Annotated in this window: 17 protein-coding genes, 1 tRNA gene and 2 pseudogenes; 9 read left to right on the top strand and 11 right to left on the bottom strand. The window is 64.6% G+C overall.

Going from position 1 to position 19,702, the window contains the following annotated elements; translation table 11 throughout:
- Window positions 1–166 precede the first annotated feature (166 nt).
- From DELCS14_RS29595 to DELCS14_RS31340, 4 genes are all read left to right on the top strand, one after another.
- The gene (locus DELCS14_RS29595) at window positions 167–451 is read left to right on the top strand and encodes a hypothetical protein (RefSeq protein WP_013803724.1); all 285 of its coding nucleotides are present in this window, start codon (window positions 167–169) and stop codon (window positions 449–451) included.
- A gap of 60 nt (window positions 452–511) precedes the next feature.
- Entirely contained in the window at window positions 512–658 is a 147-nt protein-coding gene (locus tag DELCS14_RS30200) for a Com family DNA-binding transcriptional regulator (protein ID WP_013803723.1), read from the top strand.
- Between the two features lie 16 nt (window positions 659–674).
- A complete protein-coding gene (locus DELCS14_RS30195) occupies window positions 675–1,376 on the top strand; it encodes a hypothetical protein (RefSeq protein WP_013803722.1) in 702 nt (233 codons plus the stop codon).
- Between the two features lie 295 nt (window positions 1,377–1,671).
- The gene (locus DELCS14_RS31340; protein ID WP_228676804.1) at window positions 1,672–2,145 is read left to right on the top strand and encodes a hypothetical protein; all 474 of its coding nucleotides are present in this window, start codon (window positions 1,672–1,674) and stop codon (window positions 2,143–2,145) included.
- 530 nt (window positions 2,146–2,675) lie between these two features.
- Here DELCS14_RS31340 and DELCS14_RS22650 read toward each other — a convergent pair.
- On the bottom strand, window positions 2,676–3,317 hold the full coding sequence (locus DELCS14_RS22650; protein ID WP_043796435.1) for a BRCT domain-containing protein: 642 nt from the start codon (window positions 3,315–3,317) through the stop codon (window positions 2,676–2,678).
- A 749-nt stretch (window positions 3,318–4,066) separates the two neighbouring features.
- Here DELCS14_RS22650 and DELCS14_RS31335 point away from each other — a divergent pair.
- Window positions 4,067–4,189, top strand: a pseudogene (locus DELCS14_RS31335) (IS630 family transposase); the annotation flags it as partial.
- Here the strand turns inward: DELCS14_RS31335 and DELCS14_RS30875 are convergent.
- The gene (locus DELCS14_RS30875) at window positions 4,186–4,635 is read right to left on the bottom strand and encodes a hypothetical protein (protein WP_013803719.1); all 450 of its coding nucleotides are present in this window, start codon (window positions 4,633–4,635) and stop codon (window positions 4,186–4,188) included. The pseudogene DELCS14_RS31335 and the gene DELCS14_RS30875 sit on opposite strands and share 4 nt — an antisense overlap.
- A gap of 10 nt (window positions 4,636–4,645) precedes the next feature.
- Window positions 4,646–5,221 carry a Panacea domain-containing protein gene (locus tag DELCS14_RS22640; RefSeq protein WP_013803718.1) on the bottom strand — a complete coding sequence of 192 codons (576 nt, stop codon included), beginning with the start codon at window positions 5,219–5,221 and terminating at the stop codon, window positions 4,646–4,648.
- Window positions 5,222–5,367: 146 nt separating this feature from the next.
- On the opposite strand from DELCS14_RS22640, the pseudogene DELCS14_RS30870 reads away from it, so the two are divergent.
- A pseudogene (locus tag DELCS14_RS30870) lies at window positions 5,368–5,510 on the top strand (IS3 family transposase); the annotation flags it as partial.
- Between the two features lie 172 nt (window positions 5,511–5,682).
- Here the strand turns inward: DELCS14_RS30870 and DELCS14_RS22635 are convergent.
- From DELCS14_RS22635 to DELCS14_RS22600, 8 genes are all read right to left on the bottom strand, one after another.
- A tRNA-Ser gene (locus DELCS14_RS22635) sits at window positions 5,683–5,770 on the bottom strand.
- Window positions 5,771–5,871: 101 nt separating this feature from the next.
- Window positions 5,872–8,169 carry an NADP-dependent malic enzyme gene (locus tag DELCS14_RS22630; RefSeq protein ID WP_012204029.1) on the bottom strand — a complete coding sequence of 766 codons (2,298 nt, stop codon included), beginning with the start codon at window positions 8,167–8,169 and terminating at the stop codon, window positions 5,872–5,874.
- A 185-nt stretch (window positions 8,170–8,354) separates the two neighbouring features.
- Complete coding sequence (locus DELCS14_RS22625; RefSeq protein WP_013803717.1) at window positions 8,355–9,842, bottom strand: nucleobase:cation symporter-2 family protein; 1,488 nt, start codon at window positions 9,840–9,842, stop codon at window positions 8,355–8,357.
- A gap of 393 nt (window positions 9,843–10,235) precedes the next feature.
- On the bottom strand, window positions 10,236–11,528 hold the full coding sequence (locus DELCS14_RS22620; protein ID WP_013803716.1) for a M20/M25/M40 family metallo-hydrolase: 1,293 nt from the start codon (window positions 11,526–11,528) through the stop codon (window positions 10,236–10,238).
- Window positions 11,525–13,300 (bottom strand): 2-oxo-4-hydroxy-4-carboxy-5-ureidoimidazoline decarboxylase, encoded by a 1,776-nt coding sequence (gene uraD / locus DELCS14_RS22615; RefSeq protein ID WP_013803715.1) that lies wholly within the window; start codon window positions 13,298–13,300, stop codon window positions 11,525–11,527. The genes DELCS14_RS22620 and uraD overlap by 4 nt, the downstream gene beginning before the upstream one ends.
- 6 nt (window positions 13,301–13,306) lie before the next feature.
- Window positions 13,307–14,263: an allantoinase PuuE gene (puuE, locus tag DELCS14_RS22610; RefSeq protein ID WP_013803714.1), complete on the bottom strand. Its 957-nt coding sequence runs from the start codon at window positions 14,261–14,263 to the stop codon at window positions 13,307–13,309.
- Window positions 14,260–14,937: a GntR family transcriptional regulator gene (locus DELCS14_RS22605; protein ID WP_012204034.1), complete on the bottom strand. Its 678-nt coding sequence runs from the start codon at window positions 14,935–14,937 to the stop codon at window positions 14,260–14,262. The genes puuE and DELCS14_RS22605 overlap by 4 nt, the downstream gene beginning before the upstream one ends.
- 86 nt (window positions 14,938–15,023) lie before the next feature.
- Window positions 15,024–15,947: a LysR family transcriptional regulator gene (locus tag DELCS14_RS22600; RefSeq protein ID WP_013803713.1), complete on the bottom strand. Its 924-nt coding sequence runs from the start codon at window positions 15,945–15,947 to the stop codon at window positions 15,024–15,026.
- A gap of 124 nt (window positions 15,948–16,071) precedes the next feature.
- Here DELCS14_RS22600 and DELCS14_RS22595 point away from each other — a divergent pair, with 124 nt between their 5' ends.
- From DELCS14_RS22595 to DELCS14_RS22585, 3 genes are all read left to right on the top strand, one after another.
- The gene (locus tag DELCS14_RS22595; RefSeq protein WP_013803712.1) at window positions 16,072–17,184 is read left to right on the top strand and encodes a tartrate dehydrogenase; all 1,113 of its coding nucleotides are present in this window, start codon (window positions 16,072–16,074) and stop codon (window positions 17,182–17,184) included.
- 52 nt (window positions 17,185–17,236) lie between these two features.
- Window positions 17,237–18,217: a tripartite tricarboxylate transporter substrate binding protein gene (locus DELCS14_RS22590; protein WP_013803711.1), complete on the top strand. Its 981-nt coding sequence runs from the start codon at window positions 17,237–17,239 to the stop codon at window positions 18,215–18,217.
- A gap of 104 nt (window positions 18,218–18,321) precedes the next feature.
- Window positions 18,322–19,644, top strand: a complete 1,323-nt coding sequence (locus tag DELCS14_RS22585; protein ID WP_013803710.1) for a glycerate kinase — start codon at window positions 18,322–18,324, stop codon at window positions 19,642–19,644.
- The last annotated feature ends 58 nt before the right edge of the window (window positions 19,645–19,702 follow it).

The following is a 19,702-nucleotide window of genomic DNA, read 5'->3' as shown; positions in this document are numbered from 1 at the left end:
GTCGAACGGGAGCTTCAGCGTTGGCTACGGACTCTTGGCTTACGCGAGCGCTAGAAGCCCGGCAGCTTATGTCTGCTTGGTTAATCCAATGTAAAGACTGTGTGAAGAATGTGTGGAGGCCGTTGCCTGCAGGCTCACGGCGGGCTGCGTGGCTGCAGCTGTCCGCATGCTGAACAAGCTCAACGACCGGGAGCGCGAGCGCCTGGCCGCAGTGAAGGAGCTGGCCTGCAGCATGTGCGACACCCCTGACCTGAGTGAGGCGCAACACGTCAAGCAGAACCGGCAGTACGTGTGCATCGCGCTGTGCGAGAGCCGCCACCGTGACTCGCTGCTTGGGCTGCATGGACAAGGCCCGCACAGTTCACGCTCTGCGGGCTTTTTGCTTTGTTCATGCTTTGGCGACGCCATCCCTTTGGGGTGTGATGTGAGTGCCGCCCTCACGCGGTGCTGACCTGGATAGCCGCCGTTGCCAACAGCACAATAAAGTCAATGCAACAAGCAGACTTCAACGATGCAAGAAATGAGATGTGCCAGTTGCAATCGAAAGCTGGCTGCTGGGGTGTTCCAGCACCTGAACATCAAGTGCCCGCGCTGCGGGACGATGAATTCCTTGAGGGTCGAGAACCCCAAACCTGAGTGCCATCGAGCGCCTTCATAGACGAAAGTAAAAACTTATGACGACATCAAAAGGCTTGGTCGGTGCGCAACAATTTTGCAGTAATGCATCTGGCTTCCCAGTGACCGCAGGTTCGCGGCACATTCTTCAAACGAATCCCTATGTTTTGGTGTTTGATGACACCGGAAAGCCCTCCTACTACAACCCTGCCCTCAATCGGCATACTATCGCAATGGATGTGATGTTTGTAGGTGGGTATTTGAATTTCTGTCACATGGGTATTATTTCCAGGCATAAAGGTAGCAACAGTGTCCCTTATGTCCCGGGTGATAATCGAGGGGGTGCAGTGATTGCCGGAAACTGGGGTTATGGCAGCGGAAGTATTGCCTTGGAGGAGATCGAAATCTACCCCGGTGCTCAAAACGGCGATTCCCATCACCCGATGTCAGCGCAGCATCCGAGAGGCGCACTTGGCAACCCATTTATGCAAGAAAACACGTGGTATCGATTGGTGATCGAAAGTGTCAGCCAAGCAGGTGCCATCGGGCATACGATTCGTGTTATCAATAAAACTACGCAGCAGACGGTTTATACGCTCCAGGACTACTGGTCCAGTTACTCGCAGAACTATGTCTCTCGTGACGCTGGCAAGGTGGTGTTGTTCAGCATTCATGATGCCTCCAAGCCTACCGCAGGTTTCCACTATAAGGATTTGACGAGCTATTGGTCCAGTATTGACGAAACGGTACAAAATCCTTAATTGTCGCGACACAGTCTGACGAATAGGAGCGATTCTTCGTTTTGACTCACAAGGCCCGGCCATGTCAGGCTTTGCTGTTTATCGCCGCCTTCGGGTGGCGTTTTCATTTTGGGGCCTGCCATGTTCAAGCTCCAGACCCTGAAGAGCAAGCTTCCTGTCCTCGATACCCACCGCGTGCAGAAGATGCAGGCCGGCAGCTGGCGCATCAGCGACCAGACGGAGGCTCAGCGGGGCTACGGCTACAAATGGCAGAAGGCCCGCGACCAGTTCTTGCGGGGAGCACCCGCTGTGCGTCATGTACCAAGTGCAGGGCAGGATCGAGGCTGCCACGGTCGTTGGCTACATCACCCCGCATCGCGGGGATCAGTCGCTGTTCTGGCGGCTCAGCAACTGGCAGCCCCTGTGCGCCACCAACGTTGGCAGGAATCGGCAGAGCCTGGTCAAGCTGCGGCAGCGCATCGTTTCGGTCAGTCAGGAGGCGTCGGCAGCAACTGGCTTGGCCAAGCGGTGCCCTCTGGTGGCGGCATCTTGGACTTCCTGGGTGGGCTCTTCGGAGGAGCGCGCGAACGGCAGTCCTGTCCATGCCGGCAAGTTCTACGGGGTGAATGAGAAAGACAATGACAATGAGCTACTCACCCAGGGCGGCAGGACGCTCCTGATGAGTTCCGGTAGTGGCCGTGTCGATCTCCGTCCGAAGGGGTGGCGGCGGCTTCGTCCGGAACATCTCGATGCCGGTGCAGGGGTGCCGCACCGTGAATCAGATCGCTGACGAGACGCGCCGCCGCACCAACACGGCCGATGCAAGGCTCAGTTGAGCACTCGCTCTTGCTCCAATGGGCGGAATAAGGCCCGGCTCAAATTTGAGCCGGGTACTGCATGCAGCTCAAAGGCGGAAGCCAGCTATCATCCCCGGCACTCAATGGAGGAGCCAGTGTTGATAACCGCATCTGCCATCAATCCACCTGAGCAAGGTACGTCATGGGACGAGCGCCAAGAAGGTGCGGACAAGGGGCTGATTTCCGCGTGGCTTGCAGGAAGTGCACAGCGCGCAGCATGGTCTGAGATCGCCTTGGCAGCGGCAAGGGGAGAACTACCCCCTCTGCCATTCAAAGGTGGAGTTGAGCGCGAGATACGCGCCACCAAAACCGGCGCACTGCACTACGTGGCAATGTGGCAGGGTCTTCGCGGAGAAGATCTCCACATTGACCTATCCAGTGAGATTGAGAAGGTTTGTGCGCGAACCGGGGTCACAGTGGTTTTCACGGCCGACATAAGCAAGTTGCTTCAAGCGACGGCTTCCTAAATCGTGTGCTCTGGCGTTGCGCCAAGCGCCGTGGCCCATGCATCTTCTGGGACGATCTTGAGATCCAGTCCCTTCTGTTTTAGCTCCATGGCCTTCTCGATCTTTGTCCCGAAAGATCCGTGCTTCCATTCGGCACTGCCAAGGCCACCGATGACCAGGTAGTGAAGCTTTTTGGTGACATTGGCAACATTCCCTCCGCGGGCAATCACTGCTTTCTCGCAGATGCTCCTTGGACCGAATGCGAAATCTCCCGTGAAGCAGAACAGGCGTTCGTGGTGCTCGATCACCACATCATCGTCAAAGGCTAGTGTGGTGACGCGGGGTGTCTCGGCTAACTGGTCCAAAGCGCCGCCGATGAGCGCATTGAGCGTGGCAATGAGGTGGGCTCGTTCCTCAGGCGTGACCAAGCCATCGGCGAGGATGTGCTTAACCTGGGCATGAATGACGGTGCCTGGCCAGAGGAGAGAAACACTCTCTGCCTTGGTCAGCCATTCATCGAGGAACTGGATTTCCCGGTCGTGCAACTCGCCGTCGGCAAGCACTCCTTGAACAATGCCGACCAGTGCAGCGCACGTCTGTTTCATCTCGCTGCGGAAAGCAGCAGCTTGGCGTGTGTACAGAGACTGAGCGTCCATCATCACCTCCCTTGCCCCGGATGATGACCTACGGGCGCAAGTCGTGCAACAGCTCGTTACGATTGGAGGCTGTATACCCGAGGACTCACGAAACAAGAAATGATCGGGCTGAACCCATAGCTCCCGCAGATTCTTCACATCCAAAATTCAGGGCACGGCGGCTGCTCGGCCTGATCATGCAGCAGGAGCCGGACCCCCACTTTGGGTGTCCAGGTAGCGCGCGCAATGTTTTCCCGAGAACACCGGACCGCACGGTTCGCCTAGCGAGGCTTTGTGCTGCGCACCACTGCAAGGGAAAGCAACATGCAGAACAAAGGTCGTCATGATTTAGTTTCGGGGGCGGGTGCAAGCCCCGCCCCGTACTACTAAAGCAGCTTGAACAGGATTACCAGAATCAGAGCGCCGGGGACCGACAGGCTGAACTTCAGCTTTCCATACTGCACACACAGCTTGATCATGGATTACTCCAAAGTCTCGCTGGCGGGCCCGCCAACTTCATGAGGGTCGGCTTGATTTATCGTGCCTTGCCAGACACTAGCTGTCCGTCTACCTAGGATGACTTCCAGCGTTCGGCTTTATCCACTTTTGGTTGGCCCTATCCGGGGCTCCTCTGGCGGAATGACCTTGAGCCGCTTGAGTCGCGGCCCCAGGCCTTCTCAGGCCCTAGGTGGGGACGGCATCACCGTTGATTCCACCATGAGCGAGAGTCTATGCGAAGACGAACGATGGACGGAAGGGGATGGGAGCTATATATCAGGGCCTATGTGGCCAACAGTAATGCTTCGCCCAAGCTCTTCATCTGGACAAAGTCGGCTGACCAGATTCTGAAATCTGTCGCCCAATTCTGTATACGAACTTCTGGTTCTCACCACTAGTAGGGGCAACCCAGGGACGCAATTGTCGCGGCAAGCCACTTATGCTGCCGGTTGTTAATGTCCTCTGATTTACTTAAGCAGCGCAGGATGCCGCAGAAAATGGCATCAGGTAGGGTGAGCGCATGAGAGGTTATGCGGCCATTGCCGACGAGCTTCTTAAAATCGAAGTCGTCTTCGTCCTTCACGCTGCTGAAGTCCACCCACGTAGGCTTCAGCAAGCCGTCGCCAGGTACCCCGACGTAGTAACCAGCCCGAGGTGGTCCAGGGTCACATGCAGGTTCTTCGCGCAACCCGTTAGCTTTGGAAGTCAGTACAGCCGACAGAGCATCGTCTCCACTCGGACTGGTTGCCAAGATCAGCACATATTTACGCATGTACTCGCCTGTTTCCTTGTTGAGGTAATACCGCGAGTCACACCACAAGGTGTTAGCCTTGAAGAACGCCATTCAGGATCAGTCAGTTCGCCGGGGAATGCTCTGCAGCCAGAGATGCCTCATGCATCGCCTGTTCCTTCGCAACTTCAAGAAGGATGGGTTTCTCTGGCGCATCGTCGGCGATGCCCAGCGCATAGGGTATTGGCTGGTGTGCGCCCCTGCCGTCTTGCCAGACCTTGTCCCAAGCACCGTTCTGTGCATGGGTGACATCAATCATTGCTGCAGAAAGCGTATCGCGGTACTTATCCACCAGTTCGGTCATGATGCGCAGTTGACGCGGAGTGAATTCGCTGTCGTCGAACTCTGCTCCGTCGTTCGCCTTCACGCTATACCGTATGAAGTCCACCACCTGCTCGGGCATGATGTGAACAACCCGAGCAAGATCCGGCTCCAGCTGTTCCCATTCCTCCATCAAGTCCACTGGGACTGGTCCGAACTTCCAAGCCTGATAGTCGTAGCCGGTCACGCTCTTGCCCGTCTGCCGGAAGTGCTCAAAGTCGAGCAAGTACAGCAGCTTGAAGAGCTTGATCTTGCCGCAGTAGTTCGCGTTCTTCGCAAAGAACAAAACTGCGTTGATCAGTCGTTGCCGGTGGGTCATGCGGGTGAGGAAAGGGAGGCTATTACAAGGAGTCCATACGGACTTGTATTATGGCATTCACCATGGGTAAGCAACCTACAGCACCCCTATGGCAGTCAACGTGCCATGGGTACTGACAACGTGGCCTGAGGCGTGCCACGCAGCCTGGGTACCGCGCTTGCAAGCGCAGCGGCAAGCCAGGTCGCACACACCTGACGGACCCACAGGCCGTGGGCCTGATGGAGAGCATCCATGCGGGGGCAAGGCCGCCTACGGCTCGCGGCGCATGCATTGGGAGCTCCAGGGCAGGAGCCGCCGCTCTACGCCAACCCCGAAAGATCCGCCAACCGATGCTGTTTCGAAGGAAGGGTGGATCTCAATCTGACAGTGCGAACGATTTCAACGCATACCTTCAGTATTGATGGGTAGATTGATGGATACAAGAAAAAAGCGCCCTGAGAGGCGCTTGTTTCCTAGTCATCTGGCGGAGGCTGTGAGATTCGAACTCACGGACGGTTGCCCGTCGGCAGTTTTCAAGACTGCTGGTTTAAACCACTCACCCAAACCTCCGAAGCTGCGTATTCTAGCCGGGCTTAGGCCGCTCCTGCCGGGGCAGGGGGCGTAAAAAAGGCGCCCCTGTGAAGGGGCGCCTTTTTTGGGTGCGGCGCGGATCAGCCGCGGGCAGCGATGGCCTGGGCTGCGGCCAGGGCCGTCATGTTGACCACCCGGCGCACGGTGGCGGAGGGGGTCAGCACGTGGGCTGCTGCAGCGCCGCCCAGCAGGATGGGGCCGATGGTCGTGCCGTGGCCGCCCGTGGTCTTGAGCACGTTGAACAGGATGTTCGCGGCGTCGAGGTTGGGGCAGATCAGCACGTTGGCCTCGCCGTGCAGCGAGGACTCGAGCAGGGCGCGGTCGCGGATGGCTTCGGACAGGGCGGAGTCGCCGTGCATTTCGCCATCGCATTCCACGTCGGGGTTGGCGGCGGCGAACAGGTCGCGCGCGGCGCGCATCTTCAGCGCCGAGGGGCGGCTGGACGAGCCGTAGTTGCTGTGCGACAGGAAGGCCACCTTGGGCGGCAGGCCGAAGCGGGCCACTTCCTCGGCCGCCAGGCGGGCGATGTCGGCCAGTTCGGTGGCGTTGGGCGCCTCGTTGATGTAGGTGTCGGCGATGAACAGCGTGCCGCTGTCCAGCATCACGGCGTTGACGGTGGCGAATTCGCCAGCGCCTTGCTTGAGGCCGAGCACGTCGCGCACATGGGCCAGGTGGCTGTCGAACTTGCCGACCAGGCCGCAGAGCATGGCGTCGGCATCGCCCAGGTGGACCATGAGCGCGGCGATCAGCGTGTTGGAGCGGCGCACGGCGGCCTTGGCGGTCTCGGGCGTAACGCCGTTGCGGCCCATCAGGCGGTGGTAGGTTTCCCAGTACTGGCGGAAGCGCGGATCGTCCTCGGGGTTGCAGATCTCCACGTCCTTGCCCAGCACCAGGCGCAGGCCGGCCTTGGCGATGCGGGCCTCGATCACGGCGGGGCGGCCGATCAGGATGGGCTTGGCCAGGCCGTCATCGACGGCGACCTGGGCGGCGCGCAGCACGCGCTCGTCTTCGCCTTCGGCGTAGGCCACGCGCTGCTGGTTGGCCTTGGCAGCGGCGAACACCGGACGCATGAACATGCTGGTCTGGTAGACGAAGCGGGTCAGGCTCTCGCGGTAGGCGTCGTAGTCGGCGATGGGGCGGGTGGCAACGCCGGACTCTTCGGCAGCCTTGGCCACGGCCGGCGCGATGCGCAGGATCAGGCGGGTGTCGAAGGGCGTGGGGATCAGGTAGTCGGGGCCGAACTTCAGCTCCTTGCCCTGGTAGGCGGCGGCGACTTCATCGCTGACGTCCTGCTTGGCCAGTGCGGCGATTTCGCGCACGCAGGCCAGCTTCATGGCTTCGGTGATCTTGGTGGCGCCGCAGTCCAGCGCGCCGCGGAAGATGTAGGGGAAGCACAGGACGTTGTTGACCTGGTTGGGGTAGTCCGAGCGGCCCGTGGCCATGATGCAGTCCGGGCGCACGGCCTTGGCCAGCTCGGGGCGGATCTCGGGTTCGGGGTTGGCCAGGGCCAGGATGATGGGCTTGTCGGCCATGGTCTTGACCATGTCGGCAGTGAGCACGCCGGGAGCCGAGCAGCCCAGGAAGACGTCGGCGTCCTTGACGGCGTCGGCCAGGGTGCGGGCGTCCGTCTTTTGCGCGTACTGGGCCTTGGAGGCGTCCAGGCCACCGGGGCGGCCTTCGTAGATCACGCCCTTGGAGTCGCACATGAAGACGTTTTCGCGCTTGACGCCCAGGCCCACCATCACGTTCACGCAGGCGATGGCGGCAGCGCCGGCACCGGAGACGGCGATCTTGACGTTGCCGATCTGCTTGTCCACCAGCTCCAGCCCGTTGAGCAGGGCGGCGCTGGAGATGATGGCCGTGCCGTGCTGGTCGTCATGGAACACGGGGATGTTCATGCGCTTGGACAGCTCCTGCTCGATGTAGAAGCACTCGGGCGCCTTGATGTCCTCAAGGTTGATGCCGCCCAGCGTGGGTTCGAGCGAGGCGATGATCTCGATCAGCTTGTCCGGATCGCGCTCGGCCAGTTCGATGTCGAACACGTCGACGCCGGCGAACTTCTTGAACAGGCAGCCCTTGCCTTCCATCACCGGCTTGCCGGCCAGCGGGCCGATGTCGCCCAGGCCCAGCACGGCCGTGCCGTTGGTGATGACGCCGACCAGGTTGCCGCGCGCCGTGTATTCGGCGGCCAGCGAGGGGTCGGCCTGGATGTCCAGGCAGGGGTAGGCCACGCCGGGCGAATAGGCCAGCGACAGGTCGCGCTGGTTGGACAAGGGCTTGGTGGGCGTGACGGAGATCTTGCCCTTGTTGGGGCTGCGATGGTATTCGCGGGCTGCGTCGCGCAGGGCTTGTTCGGCGTTGGACAGGTTTTGGGTCATACAGGAATTCTCTGCAAATGCTCTCGGAGCTTACCGGATAGCTACAGCCTATGAGGGTCAGGACAGTTTTGCCTCAGGGATTTCGACAACAAGCCCCCTGGCGCCTATGGACGGCAGGGGGCGCACAGCCCGGCGGGTAGGCCGGGCGATTGTTGGGCGTGCCCGCCAGGGCGGGCACTGTTTCATCAGTGGGCGTCTGCCTGGCGTGCGGCCCGGACGGCAGCAGAGGTATCGCTGCTGGCTCCGTTGAAGAAAATGTTCAATGCCACCGCGGTAATCGAGGCCAGCAGGATACCGGATTCGATCAACGGATGAATGCCGTGGGGCATCCATTGGCGGAAATTCGGCGCCACCAGCGGAATCATGCCCACGCCGATGGACACGGCGACGATCATGGCGTTGTTGCGGTTGGTCTGGAAATCCACGTTGCTCAGGATGCGGATGCCGGTGGAGGCCACCATGCCGAACATCACCAGGCCCGCGCCGCCCAGCACCACGGTGGGCAGGGACTCGACCAGGGCGCCCATCTTGGGCAGCACGCCCAGCACGATCAGGATCACGCCGCCGGCCACGCAGACCCAGCGGCTCTTGACGCCGGTGACGGCGACCAGGCCCACGTTCTGCGAGAAGCTGGTGTAGGGGAAGGTGTTGAAGATGCCGCCGATCAGCGTGCCCAGGCCGTCGGTGCGCAGGCCGCGCGTCAGCTCGTCCTGGCTGATCTTGCGATCGGTCATGTCGCCCAGGGCCAGGAACATGCCGGTGGACTCGATCATCACCACCACCATCACCAGGCTCATGGTGAGGATGAGGATGGGGTCGAACACCGGCGTGGCGATCTCGAAGGGCAGCACCATCGTGAACCATTCGGCCTTGGCGACCTTGCTGAAGTCCATCAGGCCCATGGCCACGGACAGCACGCCGCCGATCAGGATGCCCATGAGCACCGAGACGTTGGCCAGGAAGCCCTTGGCAAAGCGCGCGATCAGCAGGATGGACAGCAGCACGATGGCCGAGATGCCCACGCCGGTCAGGTCGCCGTACTTGGGGTTGGGAATGGTGGGCACGACCGCGAAGCCCTTGGGCACGGGCGGCAGCGAGGAGCCCGGCGCGCCGGCCGTGGCCTGGGCGTCGGCCAGCCATTTCAGGTGCTCGGGGTTGGGCACGCTGGGAGCGGTGGGGCCGACGGGGTTGCCGAAGATCCAGTTCACGCCCACGCGCATCAGGCTGATGCCGATGACGGCAATGATGGTGCCGGTCACCACGGGCGGGAAAAAGCGCAGCATGCGGCTGATCAGCGGGGCGATGAGGATGGACACGATCCCCGCCCCGATCACCGAGCCGAAGATCAGCCCCGCCCCCGCCGAGCCGCCCGTGCTCTGCGCCATGGACACCATGGGCGCCACGCTGGCGAAGGTCACGCCCATCATCACGGGCAGCTTGATGCCGAACCACTGGGTCGCGCCCATGGCCTGGATCAGCGTGATCAGGCCGCAGCAAAACAGGTCGGCCGAGATCAGGTGGGCCACCTGCTCGGGCGGCAGGTTGAGTGCGCGGCCGACGATCAGGGGCACGGCCACGGCGCCCGCATACATCACGAGAACGTGCTGCAGGCCCAGCGCCGTGAGCTTGCCTGCGGGCAGCATCTCATCGACGGGATGAACGGAAGATTGCATGGGGATTTGTCTCCTCGGGATTTATGGGAACGGACGCCGGCGTGGCAGGGTTCGGCGCCAACATCCATACAAAAAGTGTATACAGATCATGGGAAATTTCTGCTCCCGGTAAACCCTGTTGCGGCAGTCGCGCCAACCCGTTTTGGTGCGCATCGCCTGCCAGGGCGGGAGTGCCATGGTGCATTGCAAGATGGATGCCAGCCGCCAGGCAAGCGCCAGGCACCGTGCTGGTGCCTGGCGGCCGCTACCGCGCGGCTTGGGCGCGGCTCGTGCGCGGCTCTGGCGCACGGCATGGGCTGCGGTGGTGCATGCGCCCCGATGCGGTGCCCGGGCGCAAAAAAGCCCGGCGGCGCCGGGCTTGGGTGTCAGGCCTTGATGCGGGCCGTCAGGCGGTCAGGCCGTCAGGTCGCACAGCATGCGTGCAATGACCTTGGTGGCACGGCGCAGGTCCTCCAGCACCAGGCGCTCGTCGGCGCGCTTGGCGTGGGACTCCAGCACGGTGCGCGGGCCTGCGCCGTAGATCACGCCGGGAATGCCGCGCTCCACGTACAGGCGCACGTCGGTGTACAGCGGCGTGCCCACGGCCGGGGGCTTTTCGCCGAAGACGGCTTCGCCATGGGCCTGGATGGCGTCCACCAGGGGCTTGTTGCCCGCCAGCGGCGTCATGGCATTGGCCAGCAGCAGGCGCTTGATGTCCACGCGCACGGCATCCTCGCCCGTGTAGCCGCCCTTGGCGTTGAAGTCGGCAATGGCCTGGGCGATGACGGCGCGGATGCTGGCCTCGACCTCGGCCGGGTTCTCCTCGGGGATCATGCGGCGGTCGATTTTGAGCAAGACCTTGCCGGGCACCACGTTGGTGTTGGTGCCGCCTTCAATGCGGCCGATGTTCAGGTAGGGGTGCTTAATGCCCGGCACCTTGGAGGTCACCTGCTGGTACTTGGTGTTCTCAGCGTACAGCGCGTTCATCAGCACCACGGCGGCCTGCAGCGCGTCCACGCCCGTGTGGGGCACGGCGGCGTGCGCCATCTTGCCCTGCACGGTCACTTCCATCTGCAGGCAGCCGTTGTGGGCGGTGACGACTTCGTAGCTGAAGCCGGCCGCGACCATCAGGTCGGGCTTGGTGAGGTTGTTGGCCAGCAGCCAGCCGGGGCCCAGGATGCCGCCGAATTCCTCGTCGTAGGTGAAGTGCAGTTCCACCGCGCCCTTGGAGGGCCGGGCCACGGCTTCGAGCGCACGCACGGCGTAGGTGAAGGTGGCGAAGTCGCTCTTGCTCACGGCGGCGGCGCGGCCGTAGAGCTTGCCGTCCTCGATGGCGGCGCCATAGGGGTCCTGGGTCCAGCCTTCACCGGGCGGCACCACGTCGCCGTGGGCGTTCAGCGCAATGGTCAGGCCGCCGCCGGCGTCACCTGCGCTGCCGTAGGGGCGGCGCACGATCAGGTTGGTGATGGACTCCATGCCGTAGGCCTTGACGTCAGCCTCGGGCACGGTGTGCTTCTCGGCCTCGTAGCCCAGGGTCTTGAGCAGCTCGGCCGTGCGCTCGGCGTGGGGTGCGTTGTTGCCGGGCGGGGTGTCGGTCGGAACCTGGACCAGGGCCTGCAGGAATTGCACCTCTTCATCGAAATGCTGGTCGATCCAGGCGTCCAGGGCGGCGTAGGTGGCTTGCTTGTCTTGGTTCATGTCGGTCATTGCTGCTCTTGGGCCAGCTGGTTCAGTACGTGGGAGAAGGCATCGACGGACAGTTGCATGTCGTCGGCGGTGGAGCTTTCCAGCGGGTTGTGGCTGATGCCGGCGTTCAGGCCGCGCACAAACAGCATGGCCTGGGGCATGATTTCGTGCAGCTTCATGGCGTCGTGGCCGGCGCCGCTGGGCATGCGGTACAGGGGCACGCCCAGGGCGTCCACGGCGGCTTCCCAGCGCTGCTGCCATTCGGGGGCGCTGGGAGCGGCGGCGGCCTTCATGGCCAGCTCGGTGCTGTAGCGCAGGCCACGGCGCTGGGCGATGGCCTCGATCTCGGCCAGGATGTCGGCCACCATGGCGTCGCGCTGTTCGTTGGTGGGCGCGCGCAGGTCCAGGCTGAACTGGCAGCGGCCGGGAACCACGTTCACCGAGCCGCTGGGCACATTGAGCTGGCCCATGGTGGCCACCGAGGTGCCGTCGCGCGCGGCGCGCTTTTCGATGTACAGCGCCAGCTCGGCCACGCCGCAGGCGGCATCGCGGCGGCGGTCCATGGGCGTGGTGCCGGCGTGGCTGGCCATGCCGATCATCTCGCAGATGTAGCGCGCGCTGCCGTTGATGGAGGTGACGATGCCCAGCGGGATGTCCAGCTCGTTGAGCACCGGGCCCTGTTCGATGTGCACTTCGATGAAGCCCAGGTAGCGGGCCGGATCGCGCTGCAGCTTCGGGATGTCGTCAATGCACAGGCCGGCGTGCTGCATGGCCTCGCGCAGGGTGATGCCGTCGGCATCCTTTTGCTCCAGCCATTCCTGCTTGAAGTCGCCGATCAGTGCGCCCGAGCCCAGGAAGGTGGCCTTGTAGCGCTGGCCTTCCTCTTCGGAAAAGCCCACGACCTCGATGTGGAACGGCAGGCGCTTGCCCTGGCGGTGCAGCTCGCGCACGCAGGCCATGGGCACGAAGATGCCCAGGCGGCCGTCGTACTTGCCGCCGTTGCGCACGGTGTCGTAGTGGCTGCCGGTCAGCAGGGTCTTGGCGTCCTCGGTGGCCGCCTTGTAGCGGCCCACGACGTTGCCCACGGCGTCGATCTCGACCTCGTCGAAGCCGCAGTCGCGCATCCAGTGGCTGATGCGCTGGGCGCAGGCGCGGTGGGCATCGGTCAGGTAGGTGACGGTGAGCTGGCCCTTTTCGGCATAGCCGGGGTCGCTGTGCTGGGCCAGCTTTTCCTGCCAGTCCCAGACATCGTTGCCCAGCTCGGGCGTGTAGCCGAACTTGTCGTTCAGGCGGATCTCGGCAATGCGGTGGATGTTGCGCAGCGCCTCGCCCAGCTCGAAGTCGGGGTGGTTGTGCAGGCGGCGCTCGAAGGTCTCGATGATCTCGGCCTTGGCCAGGCCCGCGCCGCGCGGACCGCGCACGGCCAGGATGAAGGGAAAGCCGAAGCGCTTGCCGTACTCGGCGTTGAGCTTGCGGATGTGCTCCAACTCCTCGGGCGTGCAGCGGGTCAGACCGGCCTTGTTCTGCTCGTTGGTGGATTCGGCCGTGAGCGTGTTGGTCTCCATGGCCTTGCCGGCCAGCTCCGGGTGGGCGCGGATCAGGTCAAGCTTGGCCTGCACCGGCGCCTTGTCCAGCACCTGGGCCATGGCGTACTTGATCTGGGCCAGCGAGCGGAAGGGGCGCTGGGCCAGCGCGGCCTCGGCAATCCAGGGCGAGTGTTCGTAGAGGCCGTCCAGCAGACTGGCGGCGGTGGCCAGGTCGGCGGCGTTGAGTTGTTCCAGCGTCAGAGCCATGCTGCGTTATTCCTTGTCGGGATGGTGGTGCGCCCAGTGGCGCGCGAGGTCGATGCGGCGGCAGACCCAGACCTTGTCGTGCCGCTGAATGTGGTCCAGAAAGCGCTGCAGTGCCGTGATGCGGCCGGGGCGGCCCAGCAGGCGGCAGTGCATGCCAATGCTCATCATCTTGGGGGAGTCATCGCCGGCCGGATCGCCCTCGGCGTAGAGGGCGTCGAACGTGTCCTTCAGGTATTGGAAGAACGGGTCGGCGTGCGAGTAGCCCTGGGGCAGGGCGAAGCGCATGTCGTTGCAGTCCAGCGTGTAGGGCACGATGAGCTGGCTGCGGGTGCTGCCGTCGCTCCTGCCGACCTTCATCCAGAAGGGCAGGTCGTCGCCGTAGTAGTCGCTGTCGTAGGCGAAGCGGCCGTCGTCGGCCACCAGGCGGTGGGTGTTGGGGCTGTCGCGGCCCGTGTACCAGCCCAGGCCGTGGTCGCCATCGTGGCCGTACAGCTCGCCGAAGATCTCCATGCACTGGCGCATGTGCTCGCGCTCGACCTCGGCGGGAATGTTCTGGTAGTGGATCCACTTGAGGCCGTGGCAGGCCACTTCATGGCCCAGCTCGTCGAAGGCCTGGGCCAGCTCACGGTGCTTTTGCAGGGCCGTGGCCACGCCGAACACGGTCAGCGGCAGCCCGCGCTTCTCGAACTCGCGCAGGATGCGCCAGACGCCTGCGCGCGAGCCGTACTCATAGATGCCTTCCATGCTCATGTGGCGCTCGGGGTAGGCGGCCGGATTGAACATTTCGGACAGGAACTGCTCGCTGGCGGCATCGCCGTGCAGCACGCAGTTCTCTCCGCCCTCTTCATAGTTGAGGACGAACTGCACGGCCACGCGGGCCTGGCCTGGCCAGCGGGCGTGGGGGGGCGTGCGACCGTAGCCGATCAGGTCGCGGGGATAGGGGGCAGTGGCGTCGTAGGTCATGCGGATACGGAGGAAAGGGCCATCGAAAGATCGCTGGTCGGCATGTCGCGGTCGAAGGTCAGGCCGGCTTCCACGTGGTCCAGGTGCTGCTGCATGAGCTGTACGGCGTGGTCGGCGTCGCCGCCGGCCAGGGCCGTGACGATTTCGGCATGCTCGTCATGGGAATGCTCGGCGGCCGTGCTGGACTGGTACATCAGCGTGATCAGCGCGCAGCGCGAGATCAGCTCGCCCAGCAGCTGGGCCAGCACCTCGTTGCCCATGAGTTCGGCCATGCGCACGTGGAAGTCGCCCAGCAGCTCGGTGCGCTGGCCGACGTCGTTGCCGTCCATGGCCTTTTTCTCGGCCGCCACGTGCTGCCGCAGCGCGCGGATCTTGGCCGGCGTGCTCTGGGCGATGAAGGCGCGCACCATCTCGGCTTCGAGCATGCGGCGCACGGCGAAGACCTGGCGCGCCTCGTCCACCGAGGGCGTGGCCACGAAGGCCCCGCGCGCGGGTTCGAGCCGGATCAGGCGGTTTTGCGACAGCTGGAACAGCGCCTGGCGCACCAGGGTGCGCGAGACGCCGAAATGGTCTGCCAATTTCTGCTCGGCCAGCTTGGTGCCGGGCAGAAGACGGTGTTCGACGATGGCCCGGGTCAGGCTCTCGACAATGAAACTGGTGGTGGAAGTCTCCATTCAGCCATCATAGCGGCTGGTCACAAGAGTTGTATACAGTTTCTGTCTACTGCTTATTGGCGTTTCCCCGCATACGGCATGCCTTTTCAGAAACCGGGCGCGGCCGTGTCGAAGTGCCGTGCCAGGTGCTCGACAAAGCGCTGCACGCGCTGGGTTGCCGCATGCCGCTGCGGATAGACCACATGGATGTCGGCCGGCGCCGTGGCATGGTCGGCCAGCACCTGCACCAGGCGGCCGCTGCGCAGGTAGCGGGCGACATCCCATTCGGCGCGCATGACGATGCCCAGGCCGGCCAGGGCCCAGCCCACGGCGATCTCGCCATCGTTGGTGCTCAGGCTGTCGCGCAGGCGGATGGCCTCGGTCTTGCGGCCGGGGCCGTTGTGGGTGAAGCGCCAGACGCCGTGGGTGTCGTCGCCCTGGCGGATGTCGATGCAGTCGTGCTGCATCAGCTCGCGCGGGGTGGCCGGCGTGCCGCGCCGCGCCAGGTAGGCGGCAGACGCGCACAGCAGCCGCCGGTTGGGCGCCAGGCGCCGCGCGATGATGCGCGCGTCCGGCGGTTCGCCAAAACGTATGCACAGGTCGAAGCTGTCATCGACCAGGGGCGGCGGCGAGGCCGACAGCTGCAGCTGCACCTGGATCTGCGGGTGCTTGCGCACGAAGCTGGCGATCAGCGGCGCGATATGGCTGCGCCCGAATCCCAGCGTGGCATTGATGCGCAGCAGGCCCTGCGGCTGCCCGGGCATGCCGGCCACGGCCTGCTCCATGGCGGCAATGTCGTCCAGGATGCGCCGCGCATGGGCCAGGTAGGTCTGGCCCTCATCGGTCAGGCCCAGGCGCCGCGTCGTGCGGCTGACCAATTGCACGCCCAGCCGCGCCTCCATCTGGGACAGGCGCTTGCTGGCCGCCGGCGTGGTGATGCCCAGCTCGCGGGCCGTGGCTGACAGGCTGGCGCTGCGGGCCAGCAGGCAGAAGAAGGCCATCTCCGATGGCGCTGAGACGGGTGTGCTCATTGTTGAATCAAAGTGAACGATGCCATCACTCTAGAGGCGCGCGCGGCGTTGTTCCATCGATAGATTCACGAACAAGGCCATGGATCCGCATGGCGCTTCATCCACCGCAATCCAAGGAGCCCTCATGACAAAGACATACCGCATCGCCTGCATTCCCGGCGATGGCATCGGCAAGGAAGTGGTGCCCGCAGGGCAGGAGGTGCTGCAGGCGCTGGCCGAAACCCAGCCTGGCCTGGGCTTTGCCTTCACCAGTTTCGGCTGGGGCGGCGACTGGTACCGCGCGCACGGCGAGATGATGCCGGCCGACGGGCTGGACGCGCTGCGCGGCCAGGACGCCATCCTGTTCGGCTCGGCCGGCGACCCGCACATTCCCGACCATGTCACGCTGTGGGGCCTGCGCCTGAAAATCTGCCAGGGGTTCGATCAGTACGCCAATGTGCGGCCCACGCGCATCCTGCCCGGCATCGATGCGCCGCTCAAGCGCTGCGCGCGAGAGGATCTGGACTGGGTCATCGTGCGCGAGAACTCCGAAGGCGAATACGCGGGCGTGGGCGGCCGCGCCCACCAGGGCCATCCCATCGAGGTGGCCACCGACGTGAGCATGATGACCCGCGCGGGCGTGGAGCGCATCATGCGCTTCGCCTTCCGCCTGGCGCAGTCGCGGCCGCGCAAGCTGCTGACGGTGATCACCAAGTCCAACGCCCAGCGCCACGCCATGGTGATGTGGGACGAGATCGCGGTGCAGGTGGCCGCCGAGTTCCCCGACGTGCGCTGGGACAAGGAGCTGGTGGACGCGGCCACGGCGCGCATGGTCAACCGCCCCGCCTCGCTGGACACCCTGGTCGCCACCAACCTGCATGCCGACATCCTCAGCGACCTGGCGGCCGCGCTGGCCGGCAGCCTGGGCATTGCGCCCACGGGCAACATCGATCCGGAGCGCCGCTACCCCAGCATGTTCGAGCCCATCCACGGATCGGCCTTCGACATCATGGGCCAGGGCCTGGCCAACCCCGTGGGCACGTTCTGGAGCTGCGTGATGCTGCTGGAGCACCTGGGCGAGCACCGCGCCGCGCAGCGGCTGATGCAGGCAGTGGAGCAGGTGACGGCCGATGCCTCGCTGCACACGCGCGACCTGGGCGGCAAGGCCACCACGCGCCAGGTCACCGACGCGGTCTGCACTCGGCTGCGCGCGCAGACTGCCGAGGCCGAGGCCCAGGCCGAGCCCGTGCCTGCCTGAGCGCGCGCTGCATGGTCCGATAACCCACAAAAGAACAGACAGGAGACAAACCATGAACCGCATCACCAGGGTTGCCGCCGCGTGCGCGCTGGCCGCCGCCACCATTGCAGCCGCCATGTCTTCGGCCTGGGCCCAGGCCTGGCCGGCGCGCCCCGTCAACCTCATCGTGCCGTTTCCCGCAGGCGGCACCACCGATGTGCTGGCACGTGCGCTGGGCCAGGAGCTGTCCAAGAGTCTGGGCCAGCCCGTGGTCGTGGAAAACCGCCCCGGCGCGGGCGCCACCCTGGGCGCCGACCATGTGGCCAAGGCGAAACCTGACGGCTACACCCTGCTCATGGGCGCTGTGCACCACACCATTGCCACCAGCGTCTACCGCAGGCTGGGCTATGACTTCCAGAAGGACCTGGCGCCCATCACCGTGGTGGCCGTGGTCCCCAATGTGCTGGTGGTCAATCCGCAGGTGCCCGCCAAAACCGTGCAGGAGCTGCTGGCCCAGGCTCGCGCTCAGCCCGGCAAGCTGGCCTATGGCTCCAACGGCGCGGGCACGGGCCAGCACCTGATTGGCGCGCAGTTCGAGTCCATGGGCGGCGTGGAGCTGCTGCACGTGCCCTACAAGGGCAGCGGCCCGCTGACCACGGACCTGCTGGGCGGGCAGATCGCCATGTCCTTCGATACCGTCACGCCCGTGCTGCCCCACATCAAGGCCGGCAAGCTGCGCGCGCTGGCCGTGACCACGGCCAGGCGCTCGGTGGCCCTGCCCGATGTGCCCACGCTGGACGAGGCCGGCCTCAAGGGCTTCGACATGGGCACCTGGTTCGGCGTGCTGGCACCGGCCGCCACGCCCCGCGAGGTACTGGCGCGGCTGGGCGCTGACATGAACCGCATCATCGAGTCGCCGCAGTTCCGCAGGAAGATGGAGGAGATAGGCGCCGAGCCCATCGGCGGATCGCCCGAGCAGATGGCGCGCCAGATCCGCGACGACACCGACCGCTTCGCCAGGCTGGTCAAGGACGCCAAGGTGGCCCTGGATTGAGTTGAGTTGGCGCGAGGAACGAGGCCGGGCGAATCAGTTGTGACTTGACCGCATGCCACCGCCGGTGCAGGAAATTCCATAATGCCCGGCGGAGACAACACACCATGACCAGCACCACGGACCTGCACCTCACCGATCCCCAAGCCTTTCTGCTCGACCTCTACCGCGCTGCGGTCAAGGATGCGCAGCCCCTGTACAGCATGGCCCAATGCCTGCCAAAGCCTCCCAAGGGCCGCACCCTGGTGCTGGGCGCGGGCAAGGCCGGCGGCTCCATGGCCCAGGCGCTGGAGGCGCTGTGGCCAGCGGACGCGCCGCTGTCCGGCCTCGTGGTCACGCGCTACCACCACATCCCGCCGCGCCCCGAAGGGCTGGCGCAGCGCATCGAGGTGGTCGAGGCCGCCCACCCCGTGCCCGATGCGGCAGGCCTGGCTGCCGCCGAGCGCATCCTCGCGCTGACCGAAGGGCTGACCGAGGACGACCTCGTGCTGTGCCTGATCTCGGGCGGCGGCTCGGCCCTGCTGACCCTGCCGGCCGAAGGCATCGACCTGGAGGAAAAGCAGCGCATCAACCGCGCCCTGCTGGAAAGCGGCGCCGCCATCGGCGAGATGAATTGCGTGCGCAAGCACCTGTCGCGCATCAAGGGCGGGCGCCTGGGCGCGGCCTGCGCGCCTGCGCGCGTGGTCACACTGACCATCAGCGACGTGCCGGGCGACGATCCCTCCATCATCGCCAGCGGCCCCACCGTGCCCGATGCCAGCAGCTGCGCCGACGCGCTGGCCATCCTCGCGCGCTACCGCATCGAAGTGCCTGAATCCGTGCGCCGCGCGCTGGAGGCGGGCGAGCTGGAAACCCCCAAGCCCGGCGACGCGCGCTTCGACGGCCATGAGGTCCACATGATCGCCACGCCCCAGCACTCGCTGGAGGCGGCCGCACGCGTGGCCGAGGCCGCAGGCCTGCGCACCCATGTGCTGTCCGACGAGATCGAGGGCGAATCGCGCGAAGTCGCCAAGGTCCACGCCGCCCTGGCGCGCGCCGTGGCCCGCCACGGCCAGCCGTTTGCAAAGCCCTGCGTGATCCTGTCCGGCGGCGAGACCACGGTCACCATCCGGCAGCGCCCGGCCGGCACGCCCAAGGGGCGCGGCGGGCGCGCGGGCGAGTTCTGCATGGGTCTTGCCCAGGCCCTGCAGGGGCAGGACAAGGTCTGGGCGCTGGCGGCCGATACCGATGGCATCGATGGCGTGGAGGACAACGCGGGAGCGCGCGTGTCACCGGATACGTTGGCGCGGGCACAGGACCAGGGCATGCGGATTGCCGAGTATCTGGATCGCAATGATGCGTATGGGTTCTTTGATGCGTTGGGGGATCTGGTGGTGACCGGGCCCACGCATACCAACGTGAATGACTTCCGGGCGATTCTGGTTCTCTAGGTTTTTCATCCTGCCGGGTGGTTGTTTTTCGAGGCCGGGTTTCGGCCCGGCGGCCGAC

Source organism: Delftia sp. Cs1-4, assembly GCF_000214395.1.
GTDB lineage: Bacteria > Pseudomonadota > Gammaproteobacteria > Burkholderiales > Burkholderiaceae_C > Comamonas > Comamonas acidovorans.
Note: the sequence above shows the minus strand (reverse complement) of the source record. Positions and strands in the feature narration are given on the sequence as shown.